17 protein-coding genes and 1 other annotated feature are annotated in these 15,535 nt (G+C 41.5%); of the genes, 7 read left to right on the top strand and 10 right to left on the bottom strand.

Annotation, left to right across the window (positions count from 1 at the left end; all coding sequences use genetic code 11):
- Positions 1–7: 7 nt before the first annotated feature.
- Both BN2425_RS12500 and BN2425_RS12505 read right to left on the bottom strand, forming a co-directional pair.
- Positions 8–727, bottom strand: coding sequence for a pseudouridine synthase (locus tag BN2425_RS12500; RefSeq protein ID WP_042459820.1), 720 nt, complete (start codon positions 725–727; stop codon positions 8–10).
- A complete protein-coding gene (locus BN2425_RS12505) occupies positions 714–2,348 on the bottom strand; it encodes a putative polysaccharide biosynthesis protein (RefSeq protein ID WP_042459823.1) in 1,635 nt (544 codons plus the stop codon). The genes BN2425_RS12500 and BN2425_RS12505 overlap by 14 nt, the downstream gene beginning before the upstream one ends.
- A gap of 233 nt (positions 2,349–2,581) precedes the next feature.
- On the opposite strand from BN2425_RS12505, the gene BN2425_RS12510 reads away from it, so the two are divergent.
- On the top strand, positions 2,582–3,856 hold the full coding sequence (locus tag BN2425_RS12510) for a BaiN/RdsA family NAD(P)/FAD-dependent oxidoreductase (protein ID WP_042459827.1): 1,275 nt from the start codon (positions 2,582–2,584) through the stop codon (positions 3,854–3,856).
- Positions 3,857–3,862: 6 nt separating this feature from the next.
- On the opposite strand, the gene BN2425_RS12515 is transcribed toward BN2425_RS12510, so the two are convergent.
- Positions 3,863–4,048, bottom strand: coding sequence for a sporulation protein Cse60 (locus tag BN2425_RS12515; protein WP_042459830.1), 186 nt, complete (start codon positions 4,046–4,048; stop codon positions 3,863–3,865).
- Between the two features lie 150 nt (positions 4,049–4,198).
- Here BN2425_RS12515 and BN2425_RS12520 point away from each other — a divergent pair, with 150 nt between their 5' ends.
- Genes BN2425_RS12520 through BN2425_RS12530 form a run of 3 tightly spaced genes read left to right on the top strand, consistent with a single transcriptional unit; the run spans position 4,199 to position 5,974 of the window.
- Complete coding sequence (locus BN2425_RS12520; protein ID WP_042459833.1) at positions 4,199–4,567, top strand: hypothetical protein; 369 nt, start codon at positions 4,199–4,201, stop codon at positions 4,565–4,567.
- A complete protein-coding gene (locus tag BN2425_RS12525) occupies positions 4,567–5,460 on the top strand; it encodes an FAD:protein FMN transferase (protein WP_042459836.1) in 894 nt (297 codons plus the stop codon). Before BN2425_RS12520 ends, BN2425_RS12525 begins: the two co-directional genes overlap by 1 nt.
- A complete protein-coding gene (locus tag BN2425_RS12530; protein WP_042459839.1) occupies positions 5,447–5,974 on the top strand; it encodes a ferric reductase-like transmembrane domain-containing protein in 528 nt (175 codons plus the stop codon). The genes BN2425_RS12525 and BN2425_RS12530 overlap by 14 nt, the downstream gene beginning before the upstream one ends.
- Positions 5,975–6,108: 134 nt before the next feature.
- Here the strand turns inward: BN2425_RS12530 and BN2425_RS12535 are convergent, their stop codons facing one another.
- The 5 genes from BN2425_RS12535 to BN2425_RS12555 form a co-directional block, all read right to left on the bottom strand.
- Complete coding sequence (locus BN2425_RS12535) at positions 6,109–6,414, bottom strand: rhodanese-like domain-containing protein (RefSeq protein ID WP_042459842.1); 306 nt, start codon at positions 6,412–6,414, stop codon at positions 6,109–6,111.
- Positions 6,415–6,468: 54 nt separating this feature from the next.
- Positions 6,469–8,886, bottom strand: coding sequence for a leucine--tRNA ligase (gene leuS / locus BN2425_RS12540; protein WP_042459845.1), 2,418 nt, complete (start codon positions 8,884–8,886; stop codon positions 6,469–6,471).
- 42 nt (positions 8,887–8,928) lie between these two features.
- Positions 8,929–9,147, bottom strand: a binding site (T-box leader).
- 130 nt (positions 9,148–9,277) lie between these two features.
- Positions 9,278–10,468, bottom strand: a complete 1,191-nt coding sequence (locus BN2425_RS12545) for an MDR family MFS transporter (RefSeq protein ID WP_042459848.1) — start codon at positions 10,466–10,468, stop codon at positions 9,278–9,280.
- Between the two features lie 228 nt (positions 10,469–10,696).
- The gene (locus tag BN2425_RS12550; RefSeq protein ID WP_042459851.1) at positions 10,697–10,876 is read right to left on the bottom strand and encodes a hypothetical protein; all 180 of its coding nucleotides are present in this window, start codon (positions 10,874–10,876) and stop codon (positions 10,697–10,699) included.
- Positions 10,873–11,154, bottom strand: a complete 282-nt coding sequence (locus tag BN2425_RS12555; protein ID WP_042459884.1) for a YtzC family protein — start codon at positions 11,152–11,154, stop codon at positions 10,873–10,875. Before BN2425_RS12555 ends, BN2425_RS12550 begins: the two co-directional genes overlap by 4 nt.
- A gap of 214 nt (positions 11,155–11,368) precedes the next feature.
- On the opposite strand from BN2425_RS12555, the gene BN2425_RS12560 reads away from it, so the two are divergent.
- Together BN2425_RS12560 and BN2425_RS12565 are read left to right on the top strand one after the other, a co-directional pair.
- Positions 11,369–12,331, top strand: a complete 963-nt coding sequence (locus BN2425_RS12560; protein WP_042459854.1) for a TIGR01212 family radical SAM protein — start codon at positions 11,369–11,371, stop codon at positions 12,329–12,331.
- Positions 12,328–12,900 (top strand): class I SAM-dependent methyltransferase, encoded by a 573-nt coding sequence (locus tag BN2425_RS12565; protein ID WP_042459856.1) that lies wholly within the window; start codon positions 12,328–12,330, stop codon positions 12,898–12,900. Before BN2425_RS12560 ends, BN2425_RS12565 begins: the two co-directional genes overlap by 4 nt.
- A gap of 27 nt (positions 12,901–12,927) precedes the next feature.
- Here BN2425_RS12565 and BN2425_RS12570 read toward each other — a convergent pair whose 3' ends face one another.
- Together BN2425_RS12570 and BN2425_RS12575 are read right to left on the bottom strand one after the other, a co-directional pair.
- Positions 12,928–13,992: a tetraprenyl-beta-curcumene synthase family protein gene (locus tag BN2425_RS12570; RefSeq protein WP_042459859.1), complete on the bottom strand. Its 1,065-nt coding sequence runs from the start codon at positions 13,990–13,992 to the stop codon at positions 12,928–12,930.
- 17 nt (positions 13,993–14,009) lie between these two features.
- Positions 14,010–14,813: an alpha/beta hydrolase gene (locus BN2425_RS12575; protein ID WP_042459861.1), complete on the bottom strand. Its 804-nt coding sequence runs from the start codon at positions 14,811–14,813 to the stop codon at positions 14,010–14,012.
- Positions 14,814–14,981: 168 nt separating this feature from the next.
- On the opposite strand from BN2425_RS12575, the gene BN2425_RS12580 reads away from it, so the two are divergent.
- Positions 14,982–15,500: a gamma carbonic anhydrase gene (locus BN2425_RS12580; protein ID WP_042459864.1), complete on the top strand. Its 519-nt coding sequence runs from the start codon at positions 14,982–14,984 to the stop codon at positions 15,498–15,500.
- Positions 15,501–15,535: the final 35 nt, after the last annotated feature.

Here is a 15,535-nt window from a genome sequence, read left to right on the forward strand (position 1 = left end):
CTGTCTTTTATTTTACTTGGTAATCTTTTAATTGCTCCACTTCTTCTTCGGTTAGCTCCCTGTATTCTCCAAGCTCAAGCGTTTCATCTAACTTCAAAGGTCCCATTGAAATTCGCTGAAGGTAAACCACTCTTTTGCCCACTGCTTCAAACATTCTTTTGACCTGATGAAATTTCCCTTCTGTAATCGTTAATTCAATGTCAGAACGAATACCTGATTTTAAAATAACCAGCTCTCCAGGCTTGGTTTCATAACCGTCATCTAATACGACCCCTTGGGCAAATGCAAGAATATCATCCTTTGTTACCTCTCCATCAATGACAGCAAAATAGGTTTTGGGAACATGCTTTTTAGGAGACAACAGTCGATGAGCCAACTGACCGTCATTTGTGATCAACAGCAGGCCTTCTGTATCTTTATCAAGCCGCCCAACAGGAAAGGGCTCATATACCTGGTCCTCGAGCTCTAATAAATCGATAACAGTCTCACTGGAGGGGTCCTCTGTTGCCGATAACACACCTGGTGGTTTATTCATCATTAAATAGACAAATTCTTTGTATTCGATAGTTTCTCCATTTAAAGTAACGGTTTGAACCGCAGGATCAACATGCTGTTTCGCATCCTTAACCACTACACCATCAACTTGAACAGCCCCGTTTTTAAGCAGCTGTTTTGCTTCCTTCCGGCTGCCATAGCCAAGATTAGCCAGCAATTTATCTAGTCTCACTTGTTTTCCTCCTTCTTGGCCATTTTAGTTTATCCATAATCCGATCTACCTTATCACCAAATAACCGGCGGGCAAGCCCAGATTTTAATCCTAAGTAAAAATAAATAACTGCGCCGATAAGGGCACTTAACACAATAATGACAACAGATTGTACTTTTGAAGCCGGAGACAGAAATAATAATAAAAACTGATAGCTAAGTTTAGTTCCACCCCACATCAAACCGGCAAAAATGGCAATCAATAAACTTCGGCGCCAAACAAACCGAAATGGGTAACGGGCATACATTTTTATCACAATAATATTAAGGACAATAGCAGCACTATACCCAAGGGCAGTCGCCAACACGGCCCCTCTAATTTCCATTGCTTTAATTAATGGAATATTTAAGGACAGCTTAATTAACAATCCTAACAGCAAGCTTAGAACGGTAAACCGTTGTTCATTAATTCCTTGCAGAATTGCTGCCGTCACAGAATATAAAGAAAACAAAATAGCAACAGGAGCATAGGCACTGAGTACACTTGCCCCCAGCAAATCGTGCTGATAAAAAGCCGTATATACCGGTTCTGCCAATAATGATAATCCGATTGAAGCTGGAAGTGTTAAAAATAACAGCACTTGAAAGGTTTGATTCAATTGGTGATTCAAACTGTTTCTTTCTCCAGCTACAAACGCCTTGGTAATACTCGGAACCAATGTTAACGAGAAGGCTGTCGCAAGAGATACTGGAATAATAACAATTTTATGTGATTCAAAATTCAAGATTGAGAAATAACTATCAGCAACCTTGGCTTTGCCAACCTCAGCCATTGCCTTGCTGAATGTAAACTGGTCAATGGCCTGAAAAAGTGGATTGGCAATCCCTACTAAAACAAAAGGAAAGGCATAGATTAAAATTTCCTTATAAATCTCTTTCAGCGATACGTCCATCGTTCCTTTATCATGGACTAACAATTCGTCCAGGTGCGGCTTTCTTTTATACCAATACCAAAATAAAACTAGCAAGCCGCCTATAGCTCCGGTAAATGCAGCAAATGTCGCCACACTCACAGCTGTGACAATTTTACCGCCAATAAAGTGAAGTACCACATAAGCTCCCAGAAGGGTAAAGGTAATCCTGACGATTTGTTCGACTACTTGAGAAACGGCTGAAGGTCCCATCGACTGATGCCCCTGGAAGAATCCTCGGATTAAACTCATAAATGGAACGACGATTAAGGCAAAACTAACAGCACGCATTACCGTCGTAACATCATCCAGGTTTGCTTTTTCTCCCTTTGTGCTCATCTCAGCCAAGACGGGCGCAGCGAGATACATAATTAAGAAAGCCGTAAATCCTGTCAACAACATAATGACAATTCCCGATTTAAACAACTTTCGGCCAACCGCATATTCTTCAAGCGCATTGTATTTGGAGATAAATTTTGAAACCGCCAGCGGTACACCTGCTGTGGCAACACTGATAAATATGGTATAAGGAACATAAGAGAATTGGTAAAGTGTTGTTCCTTCCCGGCCGACGATTTGGAAAAATGGAATAACATAAATTAATCCAAGAACTTTCGATAAAATGGTTCCTACTGTTAAAATAAAGGTTCCTCTTAAAAGCTTAGACTGCATAGAATCCCTTCCTGACCAAGAATTACACTGCGCTGACACGAGCACAATCTAGTTCATCTCGTTTACTAAATTAAAATTCGACTTTTTTTGCGGACTATTAGTAGTTTACCGCTTCTTTTCCGTGGATGCTACTAACAACTAATGTTATTTTTCTTAAAAACCACCTTAATTCGGTTTATTTTCACAATATATGTTTATAATGAGATGAAGTAATTTTAAAGTTGGTGGAACAAATGGATTATGATGTTATTGTAATAGGCGGCGGTCCCTCCGGTTTAATGGCGGCCATCTCCGCTGGTGAAAAAGGAGCCAAAGTACTGTTAATCGATAAAGGGGACAAGCTTGGCCGCAAGCTTGCCATATCAGGCGGGGGCCGGTGTAATGTAACCAACCGCCTCCCCGTAGAAGAAATTATCAAGCATATACCTGGCAACGGCAAGTTTTTATATAGTGCGTTCTCCATTTTTAACAATGAGGATATTATTCGCTTTTTTGAAAGCCTAGGGATTGCTTTAAAAGAAGAAGACCATGGCCGTATGTTCCCAGTTACCGATAAAGCCCAAACGGTTGTAAACGTGCTGCTGCAGCAATTAGACCACTATCATATAAGCGTTTTTAAAAACAGTCCAGTGGCAGATGTCCTATACGAAGGTGGCCATGTTTCAGGTGTCCTTTTAAAAGATGGGCAGTCTTTCACGGCAAAATCTCTGGTGATTGCGGTTGGCGGAAAATCTGTTCCTCACACAGGTTCCACTGGTGATGGTTACGCTTGGGCAGAAAAAGCTGGGCATACGATAACCGAACTTTACCCCACTGAGGTACCTGTCACATCCAATGAAGGGTTTATAAAAAATAAAACGCTGCAAGGCCTGTCATTACGCGATATATCCTTAAGCGTATTAAATCCCAAAGGCAAGCCTATCATTACCCATCGCATGGACATGATTTTTACTCATTTTGGCATTAGCGGTCCCGCCGTGTTGCGGTGCAGCCAGTTTGTGGTCAAGGCTCTTAAAAAATGGAACTTAACAGAAGTCACCATGAGCTTGGATGCTCTTCCAAACCAAACGGAGGAAGAAATCTATCAAAACCTTGTGAAGCTAGTAAAATCAGAGCCTAAAAAAAGTATCAAAAATACTTTAAAAGGTTTGCTTCCGGAACGCTATTTGCTATTTTTATTGGAACAAAGTGAGATTGACCCCGCTGCACAAGGCGGCACCGTTTCAAATGAGAAACTCCGCCTTTTTTCAAAAAGCTGTAAGCAGTTTTTATTTAAAGTTAATGGCACTCTGCCTCTTGAAAAGGCATTTGTGACTGGAGGGGGTGTCTCCATTAAGGAAATTGACCCGAAAACAATGGGGTCCAAATTCATGAACGGTTTGTTCTTCTGCGGAGAAATTCTTGATATTCACGGTTACACAGGGGGCTTTAATATTACCTCCGCATTTGTGACCGGCAGATTAGCAGGCACAAATGCTGCTTTAACTGCAAAAAATAACGGGGCCTGAAAATAGTCAGGCCCGGTAAATAACCATCGCAGAAAAACAATAGATTTGTTCTTCCTCTTCCTCTTCCGGGAATGCCGCGACATTATATTTAATATCCAGAAGGCTTTTTTCATCAATCCCTCTTAAAAACCGATTCATTTCCTTCTCCAAGTCCTTTTCATGCTCACGATCAAACAGTTTTACTTGTATCACTAACAATCTCCTCACTTTTTTCTATCATTATTTACACTTTTTCTGAATTTTAAAAATTATATTTTTAAAAAATGTTAAGGTTATTTTAAGTTTCAACTTGTAAATTAACAATCAGAAACACCATTTTCTATTATGAAAGGAGCATTTCCAGTGGATAAAAAGAAAAAAATCTCCTGGGGAGTCAGCTTTGGCAGTTTGGCATTAGTCGCTGGTTTGACTTCCTATTTCAGTTTTTCAAATGGAAATCAGCAAACTGCAAATCAAACAGCAACCCAGAATCCGGGGATTAATAGTGATACAAATCAACAACAACAGGATCAATTTGGCGTTCAGGTTCCTCAACAGGGATACGGCAGTATCTACAATGGTGATGATTCAACACAATTCGGCAGCGACTCCCAATATTCTAGCAATGACGGGCGGGGGTTTAGCCGCGGGCATCATCAGGATCAATTTTCTAATGGCGGGCAAAATTTTGGCAATCAAAGCGGATTCGATACAACTACAGGTGGCACCTGATGTACCAGTATCGCTTTAATTCCATGAGCACCATCGTGCAAATTTCTATTAGCCAAGAAATGTTTGCCAATGATTTAATGCCCGTTTATAAAGAGTTTGAGAGAATCGAAGAGACTTGCAGCCGTTTTAAAAAAAACAGCGAACTTTCCCTGTTAAATCGCCAGGTTGGCATGGAAGTAACCGTCTCAAATGAAATGTTTTCGATTCTAAGCAAAGCAGGCGAGTTTTATCAAGAAACAGGCGGTGTCTTCAACCCGGGCATCCTTTCTTCTCTAGAGGCTGCCGGTTATGCGGGATCCATTGAAACAATACGCAATCAAAATTTAAGGTTGCGGGACGCTAACACGACAACTGCTGTTAAGGCAGTCCCGTTTTCATTAGATGCAGCGGCACAGTCTGTTATGCTTCATCAAAGGATTGATCTTGGCGGCATCGCAAAGGGATGGGTAATTGACCAAGCCGCCGCACTTTTGGAAAAGATGGGTTACGGTTTTATTAATGTTGGAGGGGACATCCGTATTTTCGGAGATTTACCGCGTTCTTTAAACATTGGTATTGAGGATCCCAACGATTCAGTCCGGATGATTTCGTCCATACAGGTTAGCACGGGCGCCGTTGCTACCTCCACTTCTGGCAAACGGAAGTGGTTAAGAAATGGTGAACGGCAGCATCATTTAATTGATCCGCGAACAGGAAAGCCCTCGAGCAGTTCAATTGTTTCGGCCACGGTCACGGCCCCGACCGCCTTGGAAGCTGATATTTGGGCAAAAACCGTTCTTCTATTGGATGAAAAAGAAGGACGGAATTGGATTGTTGATAAAGGCGCAAGTGCTGTTTTCATAATGAATGACGGTGAAATATGGAAGGGGGGCATTCCCAATGGAGATGTTTGAGTGGTATATGATCCGGTCAACCGGTTTAGTGGCTTACTTTTTGCTATACCTGTCCGCGATGACCGGAATTTACACACAAATCAAGAAAAGCCGCAAACAAAAAGTAGCAACTACGAATATCTACCATGAGTCTCTGTCAGATTGGGCGCTCTATCTGACAGTTGGGCATGTTGGATTCTTACTGATCGACAAGTATATGGGGTTTAAATGGACAGAGGTATTGATTCCATTTGCAACGGACTATAAAACGATCGCCAATGCCCTAGGTATCATTGGTTTATATTTTTTAATTTTGGCAATTGTGACTTCCAAAGCACGAAAAAAAATTGGCTATCAAAGATGGCAAAAGCTCCATGCTTTAAATCCAATTCTCTATATTTTAGTTACTTTGCATACTTTATTTATTGGAACTGACATTAAAGGATATTTCCTAGCAATAGTCAATATTATTCCAATTGTTATTATGGGTGGGTTTCTTTTTAGAAATCATTCGGAGACAAAAGTATCTCAGTAGTATAACGACCCGGGCCCCGGTAAATTGTTGCCTCGGTAGTGAAGAGCGCTTCTAAACGACCCGATGGCCCCGGTAATTTGCCGAAACGGTAGTAAAGAAAGTATCAAAAAAACCGATTCCGTGATTGGAATCGGTTATTTGACGTCTCCTTTCCAGTTCATCATGCCGCCAATCATATTGCGGACTTTATAGCCTTGTTCTTGGAGATAGTAGCAGACATTTTCACTGCGCCTGCTCGAGCGGCAGATAAAAATATATTCTTTATCTTTGTCAAAGTAATCAAGATTTGCAGGAATGTCTCCCATGCAAATATGCTTAGCACCGGGAATCATTCCTTCGGCCACTTCCTCATTCTCTCTTACATCTACGAGTTCCAGCTTTTCGCCTGCTTCAAGCTTTTTCTTTAATTCATCTGGTGTAATAATTTTAATTTCTTCCATTTAACGCATCCCCCTTTAGAAGGGGACCAGCCCTTGGCGGCTGATCCTATTTAATTAGTTTGCAACGATGTTAACCAATTTACCCGGAACCGTGATAACTTTCCGAATTGTTTTCCCCTCGATTTGCTCTTTGACACGGTCATCACCCATGGCGATTCCTTCTAATGCCTCTTTGCTGGCATCTGTTGGAACTTTAACCTTTGTTTTTACCTTACCGTTTACCTGAATGACAATTTCCACTTCATTTTCAACTAGTTTTGCCTCATCATAAGCTGGCCATGCCTCATAAGAAATAGTGCCTTCATGGCCAAGTTTTTCCCAAAGCTCTTCGGCAATATGAGGAGCAACCGGTGCAAGCAATTTCACAAAGCCCTCAATAAAGTGTTTTGGAAGAACCGTTGCTTTGTAAGCTTCATTAATAAATACCATCAGCTGGGAAATCGCTGTATTGAATCGTAATCCCTCATAATCCTCGGTTACCTTTTTCACGGTTTGATGGTAAACCTTTTCTAGGCTGGATACCTTTTCTGTGTCTTGAATTTTTGGATTGAGGTCTTCATTTTCCTCGACTATTAAGCGCCAAATTCGGTCTAAGAAGCGACGGGAGCCGTCCAAACCATTGGTAGACCAAGCAATTGATGCATCAAGTGGTCCCATAAACATCTCATATAAGCGCAGTGTATCGGCACCATGTGTCTGCACGATTTCGTCAGGGTTAACAACATTGCCCTTTGATTTACTCATTTTTTCATTATTTTCCCCAAGTATCATCCCTTGGTTGAACAGCTTTTGGAATGGTTCCTTCGTTGGTACTACTCCAATATCATAAAGGAACTTATGCCAGAAACGGGCATACAGTAAGTGCAATACTGCATGCTCAGCACCGCCAATATAAATATCAACTGGCAGCCAATGCTGTAACTTTTCTTGTGAAGCAAGCTCTTCCGAATTCTTCGGATCAATGTAACGAAGATAATACCAGCAGCTGCCCGCCCATTGCGGCATCGTGTTGGTTTCACGACGTCCTTTTTTGCCTGTTGCCGGATCCACAACATTTACCCACTCCTCGATATTGGCGAGTGGTGATTCACCAGTACCCGAAGGTTTGATATCGGTTGTTTTCGGCAATGTCAATGGCAGCTGATCTTCTGGGACAGCTGTCATCGTGCAGTCTTCCCAGTGGATAATTGGAATTGGCTCGCCCCAATAGCGCTGGCGGCTGAACAGCCAATCACGCAGGCGATAGGTCACTTTCTTTGTACCAATTTCTTTTTCTTCCAACCAAGAAATCATTTTTTTGATAGCATCGACTTTATTTAAACCATTTAGGAACTCCGAATTAATGTGTTCGCCATCACCCGTATAGGCTTCTGCTTCCACATCGCCGCCGGCAACAACCGCTTTAATCGGCAGTCCAAATACCTTGGCGAATTCGTAGTCGCGCTCATCATGGGCAGGAACCGCCATAATCGCTCCTGTGCCATAGCTGGCTAATACGTAATCCGCAATCCATATTGGCATTTTTTCGCCATTTGCCGGATTAACTGCATAAGCGCCGGTAAAGACACCTGTTTTTTCTTTGGCAAGGTCTGTCCGCTCAAGATCGCTCTTTGTCTTAACCTTATCTAGATAAGCATCAACCGCTGTACGTTGCTCTGAAGTCGTAATCTTGTCAACAAGAGCATGCTCTGGTGCTAAAACTGCATACGTTGCACCGAATAGCGTATCAGGACGGGTAGTAAACACGGTAAAGGTTTCATCATGTCCATCAATTTTGAAGTTGACCTCTGCCCCTTCAGATCGGCCGATCCAATTACGCTGCATTTCCTTCAAGCTCTCCGGCCAGTCAAGCTCTTCTAGGTCTTCAAGCAGACGATCAGCGTAAGCCGTAATTTTCAGCATCCATTGTCGCATCGGACGACGTTCAACCGGGTGGCCGCCGCGCTCACTCTTTCCATCAATGACTTCTTCATTGGCAAGCACAGTTCCAAGTGCAGGGCACCAGTTGACAGGTACTTCATCAATATAAGCAAGACCTTTTTCCCAAAGCTTCAAGAAAATCCATTGTGTCCATTTATAATATTCTGGATCCGTTGTATTTACTTCACGGTCCCAATCATAGGAAAAGCCCAATGATTTAATTTGTCTGCGGAAGGTGTTGATGTTTTTCTCAGTAAATTCTGCCGGGTCGTTTCCTGTATCTAACGCATATTGTTCGGCAGGTAATCCAAAGGCATCCCAGCCCATCGGATGAAGAACATTGTACCCTTGCATCCGCTTCATGCGGGATAGGATATCGGTTGCGGTATATCCCTCAGGATGGCCTACGTGAAGACCCACACCTGATGGATAAGGAAACATATCTAGCGCATAAAATTTGCGTTTATCGTATTCTTCGTTGGTTTTAAAAGTCTTCTCTTGCTCCCATTTTTGCTGCCATTTTTTTTCGATTTGCTGATGGTCGAAACTCATACTGTTTTCCTCCTATAAAAAAATAAAAACCTCTCATCCCAGAACAGGGACGAGAGGATGTATGTATCTCCCGCGGTACCACCCACATTAGTGCAGAACACTCGCTTCATTCATCCTTAACGCGGAAAACGGCAGACCTTACTTGTCCTTTCACATCTGCAACTCATAGGCGAGTTCATGGGATTCCCGGTTGACTTGCACCTGCCGTCAACTCTCTAAAGTACGGTAAGAACCACTACTACTCCTAATCACTGTTTTTGAGTATAACGTAATACGGATATTGTAATCAATTTTGCTATTATATGCAAGTAACATAAACCTAAATCCATCGTTGCCAAATTTTCTATAGTCTAAACAAAAATGAGAGATATTCCTATCCCTCATTTTTTCTCTACATTTGTTCATGAATGGTGTTTGTCACCATGGTTTTAAGTTTGCGGTCGTAAACGACCGTTGCAGCAATAGCAATGAGAAACAACCCGATTAGCATCATAAATAAGGCACGCATGCTGAATAGGTCGACAATTACTCCACCTAGCAGTGGCCCAATCATTCTTCCACCGGTAGCTGTACTATTAATGATCCCTTGGTAAAACCCTTCACGGCCTTTCGGTGCCAGATCGAAAGCAATCGTCGGAACCGCCGGCCACACAAACATTTCCCCAATCGTCAAAATAATCATGGCGACAAAGAAGCCCTTAAAGGAAACTGCTTGGCCTAATACAAAAAAAGAAATGATAAATATTCCTATTCCAATAATAATTTGCAGTTTAAGTGATTTAATAAAACGCTTAAGGACTCCATTTAACAGCGGCTGCCCCAAAACAATCAAAGCCCCGTTAATCGTCCATAACAAACTGTATCGGGTAAGTGATATGTTAATTTCCTGTGTATACGAAGCAACTGTGGTGCTCCATTGACTGTATGGAATCCAGCAAAGCAAATAGCCCATGCTAAGAATTAACAGTGCGTGATAATTTGCATGATTCTTTGCCTGTTGACCTAGTGGGTCCAGCCCTTTCTGCTGGACGGAATCAACTGTTATTCCTCTGTATCCAAATATAGCAATTACTAAAAAGATAAGATACATCAGTGTGTTGGCAAGAAAAATGAGCTGGAACGAGTAGTCGGCAACAACCCCTGCTGAAGCAGTCCCTATGGCCACTCCTAAATTGGAGGCAACATAAAGGGTATTAAAGGTTTTGCGTCCACCTTCCTTCCAAACGGAACCTGCCATCGCATACATGGCCGGAAAAATAATTCCTGTTCCAAAACCTGCTATGATCAGAAAAATGACATATTGCGGCCAACCATGCCAGAAGGTTAATCCGAAAAGGGAGAATAAAGAAATCAGGATACCAGACAGAATCGTTTTGTATCCACCCATCTTATCAAATAAGTGACCCCCGGCAAGATTGCCAATAACATTGGCTCCCGAGTTTAACATTAGTACGAAACCTGCAACAGACAGGGACTTGCCTAAATGATTGTGAATATAAATGGTATTTAAAGGCCATAAAAAAGAAGAGCCTATTGTATTCACTGCCATCCCGAAGATTAAAAGCCACAAGGCACGCGGCATGAAAAAACGCTCCTTTATCATTTTAAATATTCAATTCCATTGGTCATTCTATTCCTTTTTATATACTGTTGCAATGTTTTTCGATTTCCATTTAAAATGTCATAATTATAAGTGTTTTTAAACAATAGGCTCTGTTATTTTTAGCTGCTGCTTTCCGCTCACTATGAACGTTAATAGAGCCAAACAATAAAAAAATCTCCCAACAATGACGCTGGGAGATTTTCTTCATTATGAGGATTGGTTTTGTTCTTGATGAAACTTTGATTTTACAGGCTGACCACCTGATTCTTCATACTTCTTTTTGGCCATCTTAATTACATCATAGTCCTTCCCCAATTCAACGTCTTGGTTATTGTGGCCATTGCGTGTTTTTTGCTCAGGGTTTTGTTGTTTAGACCTCTTTTTCAAAACTGTTCTCCTCCTCGGATATCCTGTAAAACCAAATTATTTTGCAGTTGCTGGATCTGTAGTCTCATACGGTGAAGCTGGTCCCGTTGCTCAGCACTGGCACTATGCGCTATTTTGGCAATATCCTGGTATGTGGCTTCAAGCTTCTGCAGTGCTTGAGTATAATCGACGTTATTATATTGCTGTTGAAGACTGCTTTGTTTGTACTGCTCTTCTGCATATCGAATTGTATCTTCGACTTCTTGTCTTAATTCATCCATTGATTCACGAGTAGCCATATCGAACCCTCCCCAAACTAAGCCAAATTGAAGCATACGGACTGCTTCATTTCTTATTGTGTTCTCCCCCTGCTTTCCTATGACAGTAAGCCAATGATAAATGCTGGCAATTTTGCAAGTAACAATCTGTTGGATAAGGGTTTTACATGATGCTAAAATAAAATGATACGTTGTATGTAAACAGAAAAATTATTAACAAGGAGATACATTAGTCATGCTTGAAATAAAACCATTTCCTTACGCTGTGGATGATAAACGTTACCATACATGGAATTATCATCTTCGTCAGCATTTTGGTCATAAGGTATTTAAAGTGGCACTAGATGGCGGATTTGATTGTCCCAATCGTGATGGCACTGTAGCCTACGGCGGCTGTACTTTTTGTAGTGCAGCTGGTTCCGGTGATTTTGCCGGTAATCGAACCGATGATTTAGTTGTCCAATTCAATCAAATAAAAGATAAAATGCATACAAAATGGAAATCCGGCAAGTATATGGCCTATTTTCAAGCCTATACCAATACACACGCCCCTTTGGAAATCCTTCGGGAAAAATATGAAACTGTCCTGAATCTGGATGGGGTTGTTGGTTTATCGATTGCCACACGCCCAGACTGCCTTCCGGACGATGTTGTCGAGTACCTTGCTGAATTAAATGAAAGAACATATTTATGGGTTGAATTGGGTTTGCAAACGGTCCATGAAAAAACAGCACAGTTAATCAATCGTGCCCACGACTTTCAACGCTATGTAGAGGGTGTCAATAAACTAAGAAAACATAACATACGAGTCTGTTCGCATATCATCAATGGACTTCCGCTTGAGAGCTATGACATGATGATGGCGACAGCAGGTGAAGTCGCAAAGCTGGATGTTCAAGGAATAAAAATCCATTTACTTCATTTGTTAAAGGGAACTCCAATGGTTAAACAATATGAAAAAGGGATGCTTGAATTTTTATCCAAGGAAGAGTATGTCCAGTTAGTGTGTGACCAATTGGAAATCCTGCCTCCAGAAATGATTGTCCACCGCATCACCGGGGACGGACCCATTGATTTAATGGTTGGTCCGATGTGGAGTGTCAATAAATGGGAAGTATTAAATAGTATCAATGCAGAATTAGAACGAAGAGACAGCTGGCAAGGGAAATATTATCAGCCGGAGAAGCTTGAACAATGAAACTAGATAGAATTCTAACATACGCAAAGGTATTACTAACAAAAGCTGTTAGTCCCGGTGATATTGTAGTTGATGCCACTCTTGGAAATGGTCATGATACTGTGTTTCTGGCTGAATTAGTTGGGGAAAATGGAAAAGTGTATGGATTTGATGTACAAGAACAAGCCATTCGAACAGCGTCAGAAAGATTAACACAACATGGCTTATTAGATCGTGTTTTGCTTTTTAACCAAGGCCATGAGACACTGCTAAAAGTAATTCCGACAGAATTTCATGGCAAAGTGACGGGAGCTATTTTTAACCTTGGTTACCTTCCAGGCAGTGACAAGACGATCGTTACAAAAGGTGATACGACAATTGCTGCCATCGAGCAGCTACTCCAAATCATGGCACCAGAAGGCATCATCATTTTGGTCATTTATCACGGTCACCCAGGAGGAGCCGAGGAACGGAATGAACTGCTGAGTTACTGCCAGCGTCTTGACCAACAAACCGCCCATGTCTTGCAATATCAATTTATCAATCAGCAGCATAATCCACCGTTTATTGTGGCAATAGAAAAAAAATGAGGATGACTATTTCTTCATCCTCTTTTTTTAGGAATTCATTCCAAATATTTTTTGTACAGACCGGTATGCTCGACCGTTAAAATAAAAGAAATAACTAATCCAGCCGCCTGTTTTTATAATCCCTTTAGCAAGTTTACGAACCTCTTTTTGCTTGCGCACTTTTGCGTCAGATAAATAAATTCCCAGCAGTCCTCGATTAATCATCTGATGGAACTCTCTATGTGGCAAATGCTCGGTATGCCTGTCTGCTTCCAACACAAAATATTTCAATCGGTCAAATAGAGTTTCCTGGTTTTTATAATAAAAGCAAAAGTTTAAATCTCCTTCTGCCCGATCTTCCTCCTGGTCAATAAAATAATCCAGCAGTATATGCAAGCCTTGAATATAAGGAAAGTAACCGTTTCTAATATTTTCAGCATCTTCAAGCGAAAAGTCATCTCGAACCGCATAAGAAACAAGACAGAAAATACCTAATGTGGATCCCGAGCATGCAGAAAATTCATACCACTCCATTTTGGGAAGATTTGCTTTATGTTCGTTAAACCAATTTTCTAAACGTGGTACCCGCTCATCCTTTTTGACATGCTTATGTACCTGCAAATCACAATAATATTGACAAAGCTCTAGGAGATAGTCCTTAATCTGTTGATAATGACTAAGCTCCTGAAGCACTGACCTGCAAGTTTCAGAAAGGTCATTTAGATAACCATCATCATCTTGGTCTTCGCGAAATTCATAGTAATTTTTCGGTTCAACCGTTAACACCAGTGCATCTGACATCGATTCGTGAAGCTTGGCAAAGTCTTTGGGATCCAGTGATGTGCTGCGGTCACAAAGATTATCAAGATAATCACTAATGGTTTGGTAGGCGACAATAAATTTGACCGCCTGCTTAAATTTTTTTTCGGCAGCTAACGCTAAAATGGCCCCACCTTCACAATGGAACGCCTTATGCTCGATACTAGCCAGCGCCTGCCTTCTCAACTCAGGATTGGGTATTTTTTCTGCCCTGCTTTTCCAATAAGCCAATTCTTGATGGACAACTGGAAGTATTTTACGGTATACCTTGGACATGAGGGCAATTGGCTTCATGGGAAACAACAACCTTTCTAGACAATGTATCCTATGGCTTTCAATTGACTATGGACAAAATCCTTTGCGTATTCAAAAATCTCTTCACGCTCCGGTTCATTAAAAATTTCGTGATAACATTTTGGCCATTCTTTAAATCGTTGTTCCGTTAAAGGAACTTTATTAAACCAGTCTTTCACTGTTCGTTTGTTAACAATTTTATCTTGTCCCGCCTGCATAACCAGCATGGGCACATCCTGGGTCCTTTCAATTTGGAGAAACGCCTGTTTCATTGCCTCAGCAAGTTCACGATACCATCTGACAGAAACCTTTGTCACATAGAGCGTATCATTGGCATCTGCCTCTCGGACATCCTCATTTCTGGTTGCCATTTCAATCGTTAAACCGGGATTGACACGGAATGAAGGGAAAACGATATTTACCCCCCGGGAAAGAAAGTCCAAAAACTTGGATGGCGGGTTGACTAGGCCCAAACAAGGTGAAGACAGGATAATTCCGGCAAGATTCATCTTTTCTTCCTGAAGAAGACGAATTGAAATCAGCCCTCCCATACTGTGACCAAGTAAAAATACTGGCAGCTCATATTGATACGCAGTCTGAATCCAGTCTTTTACCGCGATTATGTATTCTTCAAAGGATTCAATATGTCCACGTCCTGCCCGGGTGGTCATCCCCTGGCCTGGAAGGTCATCCATAATGACATGAAAGCCCGATAATCGCCACATTTCAATCAACCAACCGTATCGACGGTGATGCTCCATAGCCCCGTGGACGATTACTATAACTGCCTTCGCTTCGCCTTCTGCTTCCCACTTCCACATATCTTTTCCCCCTAGAAAAAATAATCATGTTGAATCTTTTGTATTTTACCACATAACGTCATGATATTGGGATATCCTTGGGAGTCAATCCTTGACTAGGCAATTTTTTACCTATTAACGGAATTTTTCGATACAATAAAATCATCTATTGAAAAAGGAGCGACCCAAATGATTTATCCATTTCATGACAAATTTCCGGTCATAGCCGACTCAGCTTTCATTGCTGATTTTGTAACCATTACTGGTGATGTTGAGATCGGAGAACATTCCAGCGTCTGGTTTAACACGGTCATTAGGGGGGACGTGGCCCCCACTAGAATTGGGAAAAAAGTCAACATTCAAGATAATTCTATCTTACACCAAAGTCCGAACAACCCGCTAATTTTAGAGGACGAGGCAACAATTGGGCATCAGGTCATCCTTCATAGCTGTATAGTCAGAAAAAGAGCCCTGATCGGAATGGGTTCCATTATTTTGGATCAGGCAGAAATCGGCGAGGGTGCGTTTATTGGTGCCGGCAGCCTTGTTCCCCAAGGAAAGAAAATCCCCCCCAATACTTTAGCATTCGGCAGGCCCGCTAAAGTTATTAGAGAGTTAAATGAGGAAGATATTAAGGATATGGAAAGAATCGTACGTGAATATGCGGAAAAGGCGCAATTTTATAAGTCCATACAAATCAAAAAATAAAAGCACCCACAGGTGCTTTCAGATTGTCGAGAAAG

The organism is Neobacillus dielmonensis, from assembly GCF_000612665.1.
GTDB classification, from domain to species: domain Bacteria; phylum Bacillota; class Bacilli; order Bacillales; family Cytobacillaceae; genus Neobacillus; species Neobacillus dielmonensis.

Coding starts and splice junctions, on each gene's coding strand:
- BN2425_RS12505 (WP_042459823.1), bottom strand. CDS start 2,348: ATGCAGTCTAAGCTTTTAAGAGGAACCTTTATTTTAACAGTAGGAACC.
- BN2425_RS12510 (WP_042459827.1), top strand. CDS start 2,582: ATGGATTATGATGTTATTGTAATAGGCGGCGGTCCCTCCGGTTTAATG.
- BN2425_RS12525 (WP_042459836.1), top strand. CDS start 4,567: ATGTACCAGTATCGCTTTAATTCCATGAGCACCATCGTGCAAATTTCT.
- BN2425_RS12530 (WP_042459839.1), top strand. CDS start 5,447: ATGGAGATGTTTGAGTGGTATATGATCCGGTCAACCGGTTTAGTGGCT.
- BN2425_RS12535 (WP_042459842.1), bottom strand. CDS start 6,414: ATGGAAGAAATTAAAATTATTACACCAGATGAATTAAAGAAAAAGCTT.
- leuS (WP_042459845.1), bottom strand. CDS start 8,886: ATGAGTTTCGACCATCAGCAAATCGAAAAAAAATGGCAGCAAAAATGG.
- BN2425_RS12545 (WP_042459848.1), bottom strand. CDS start 10,468: ATGCCGCGTGCCTTGTGGCTTTTAATCTTCGGGATGGCAGTGAATACA.
- BN2425_RS12555 (WP_042459884.1), bottom strand. CDS start 11,154: ATGGCTACTCGTGAATCAATGGATGAATTAAGACAAGAAGTCGAAGAT.
- BN2425_RS12560 (WP_042459854.1), top strand. CDS start 11,369: ATGCTTGAAATAAAACCATTTCCTTACGCTGTGGATGATAAACGTTAC.
- BN2425_RS12565 (WP_042459856.1), top strand. CDS start 12,328: ATGAAACTAGATAGAATTCTAACATACGCAAAGGTATTACTAACAAAA.
- BN2425_RS12570 (WP_042459859.1), bottom strand. CDS start 13,992: ATGAAGCCAATTGCCCTCATGTCCAAGGTATACCGTAAAATACTTCCA.
- BN2425_RS12575 (WP_042459861.1), bottom strand. CDS start 14,813: ATGTGGAAGTGGGAAGCAGAAGGCGAAGCGAAGGCAGTTATAGTAATC.
- BN2425_RS12580 (WP_042459864.1), top strand. CDS start 14,982: ATGATTTATCCATTTCATGACAAATTTCCGGTCATAGCCGACTCAGCT.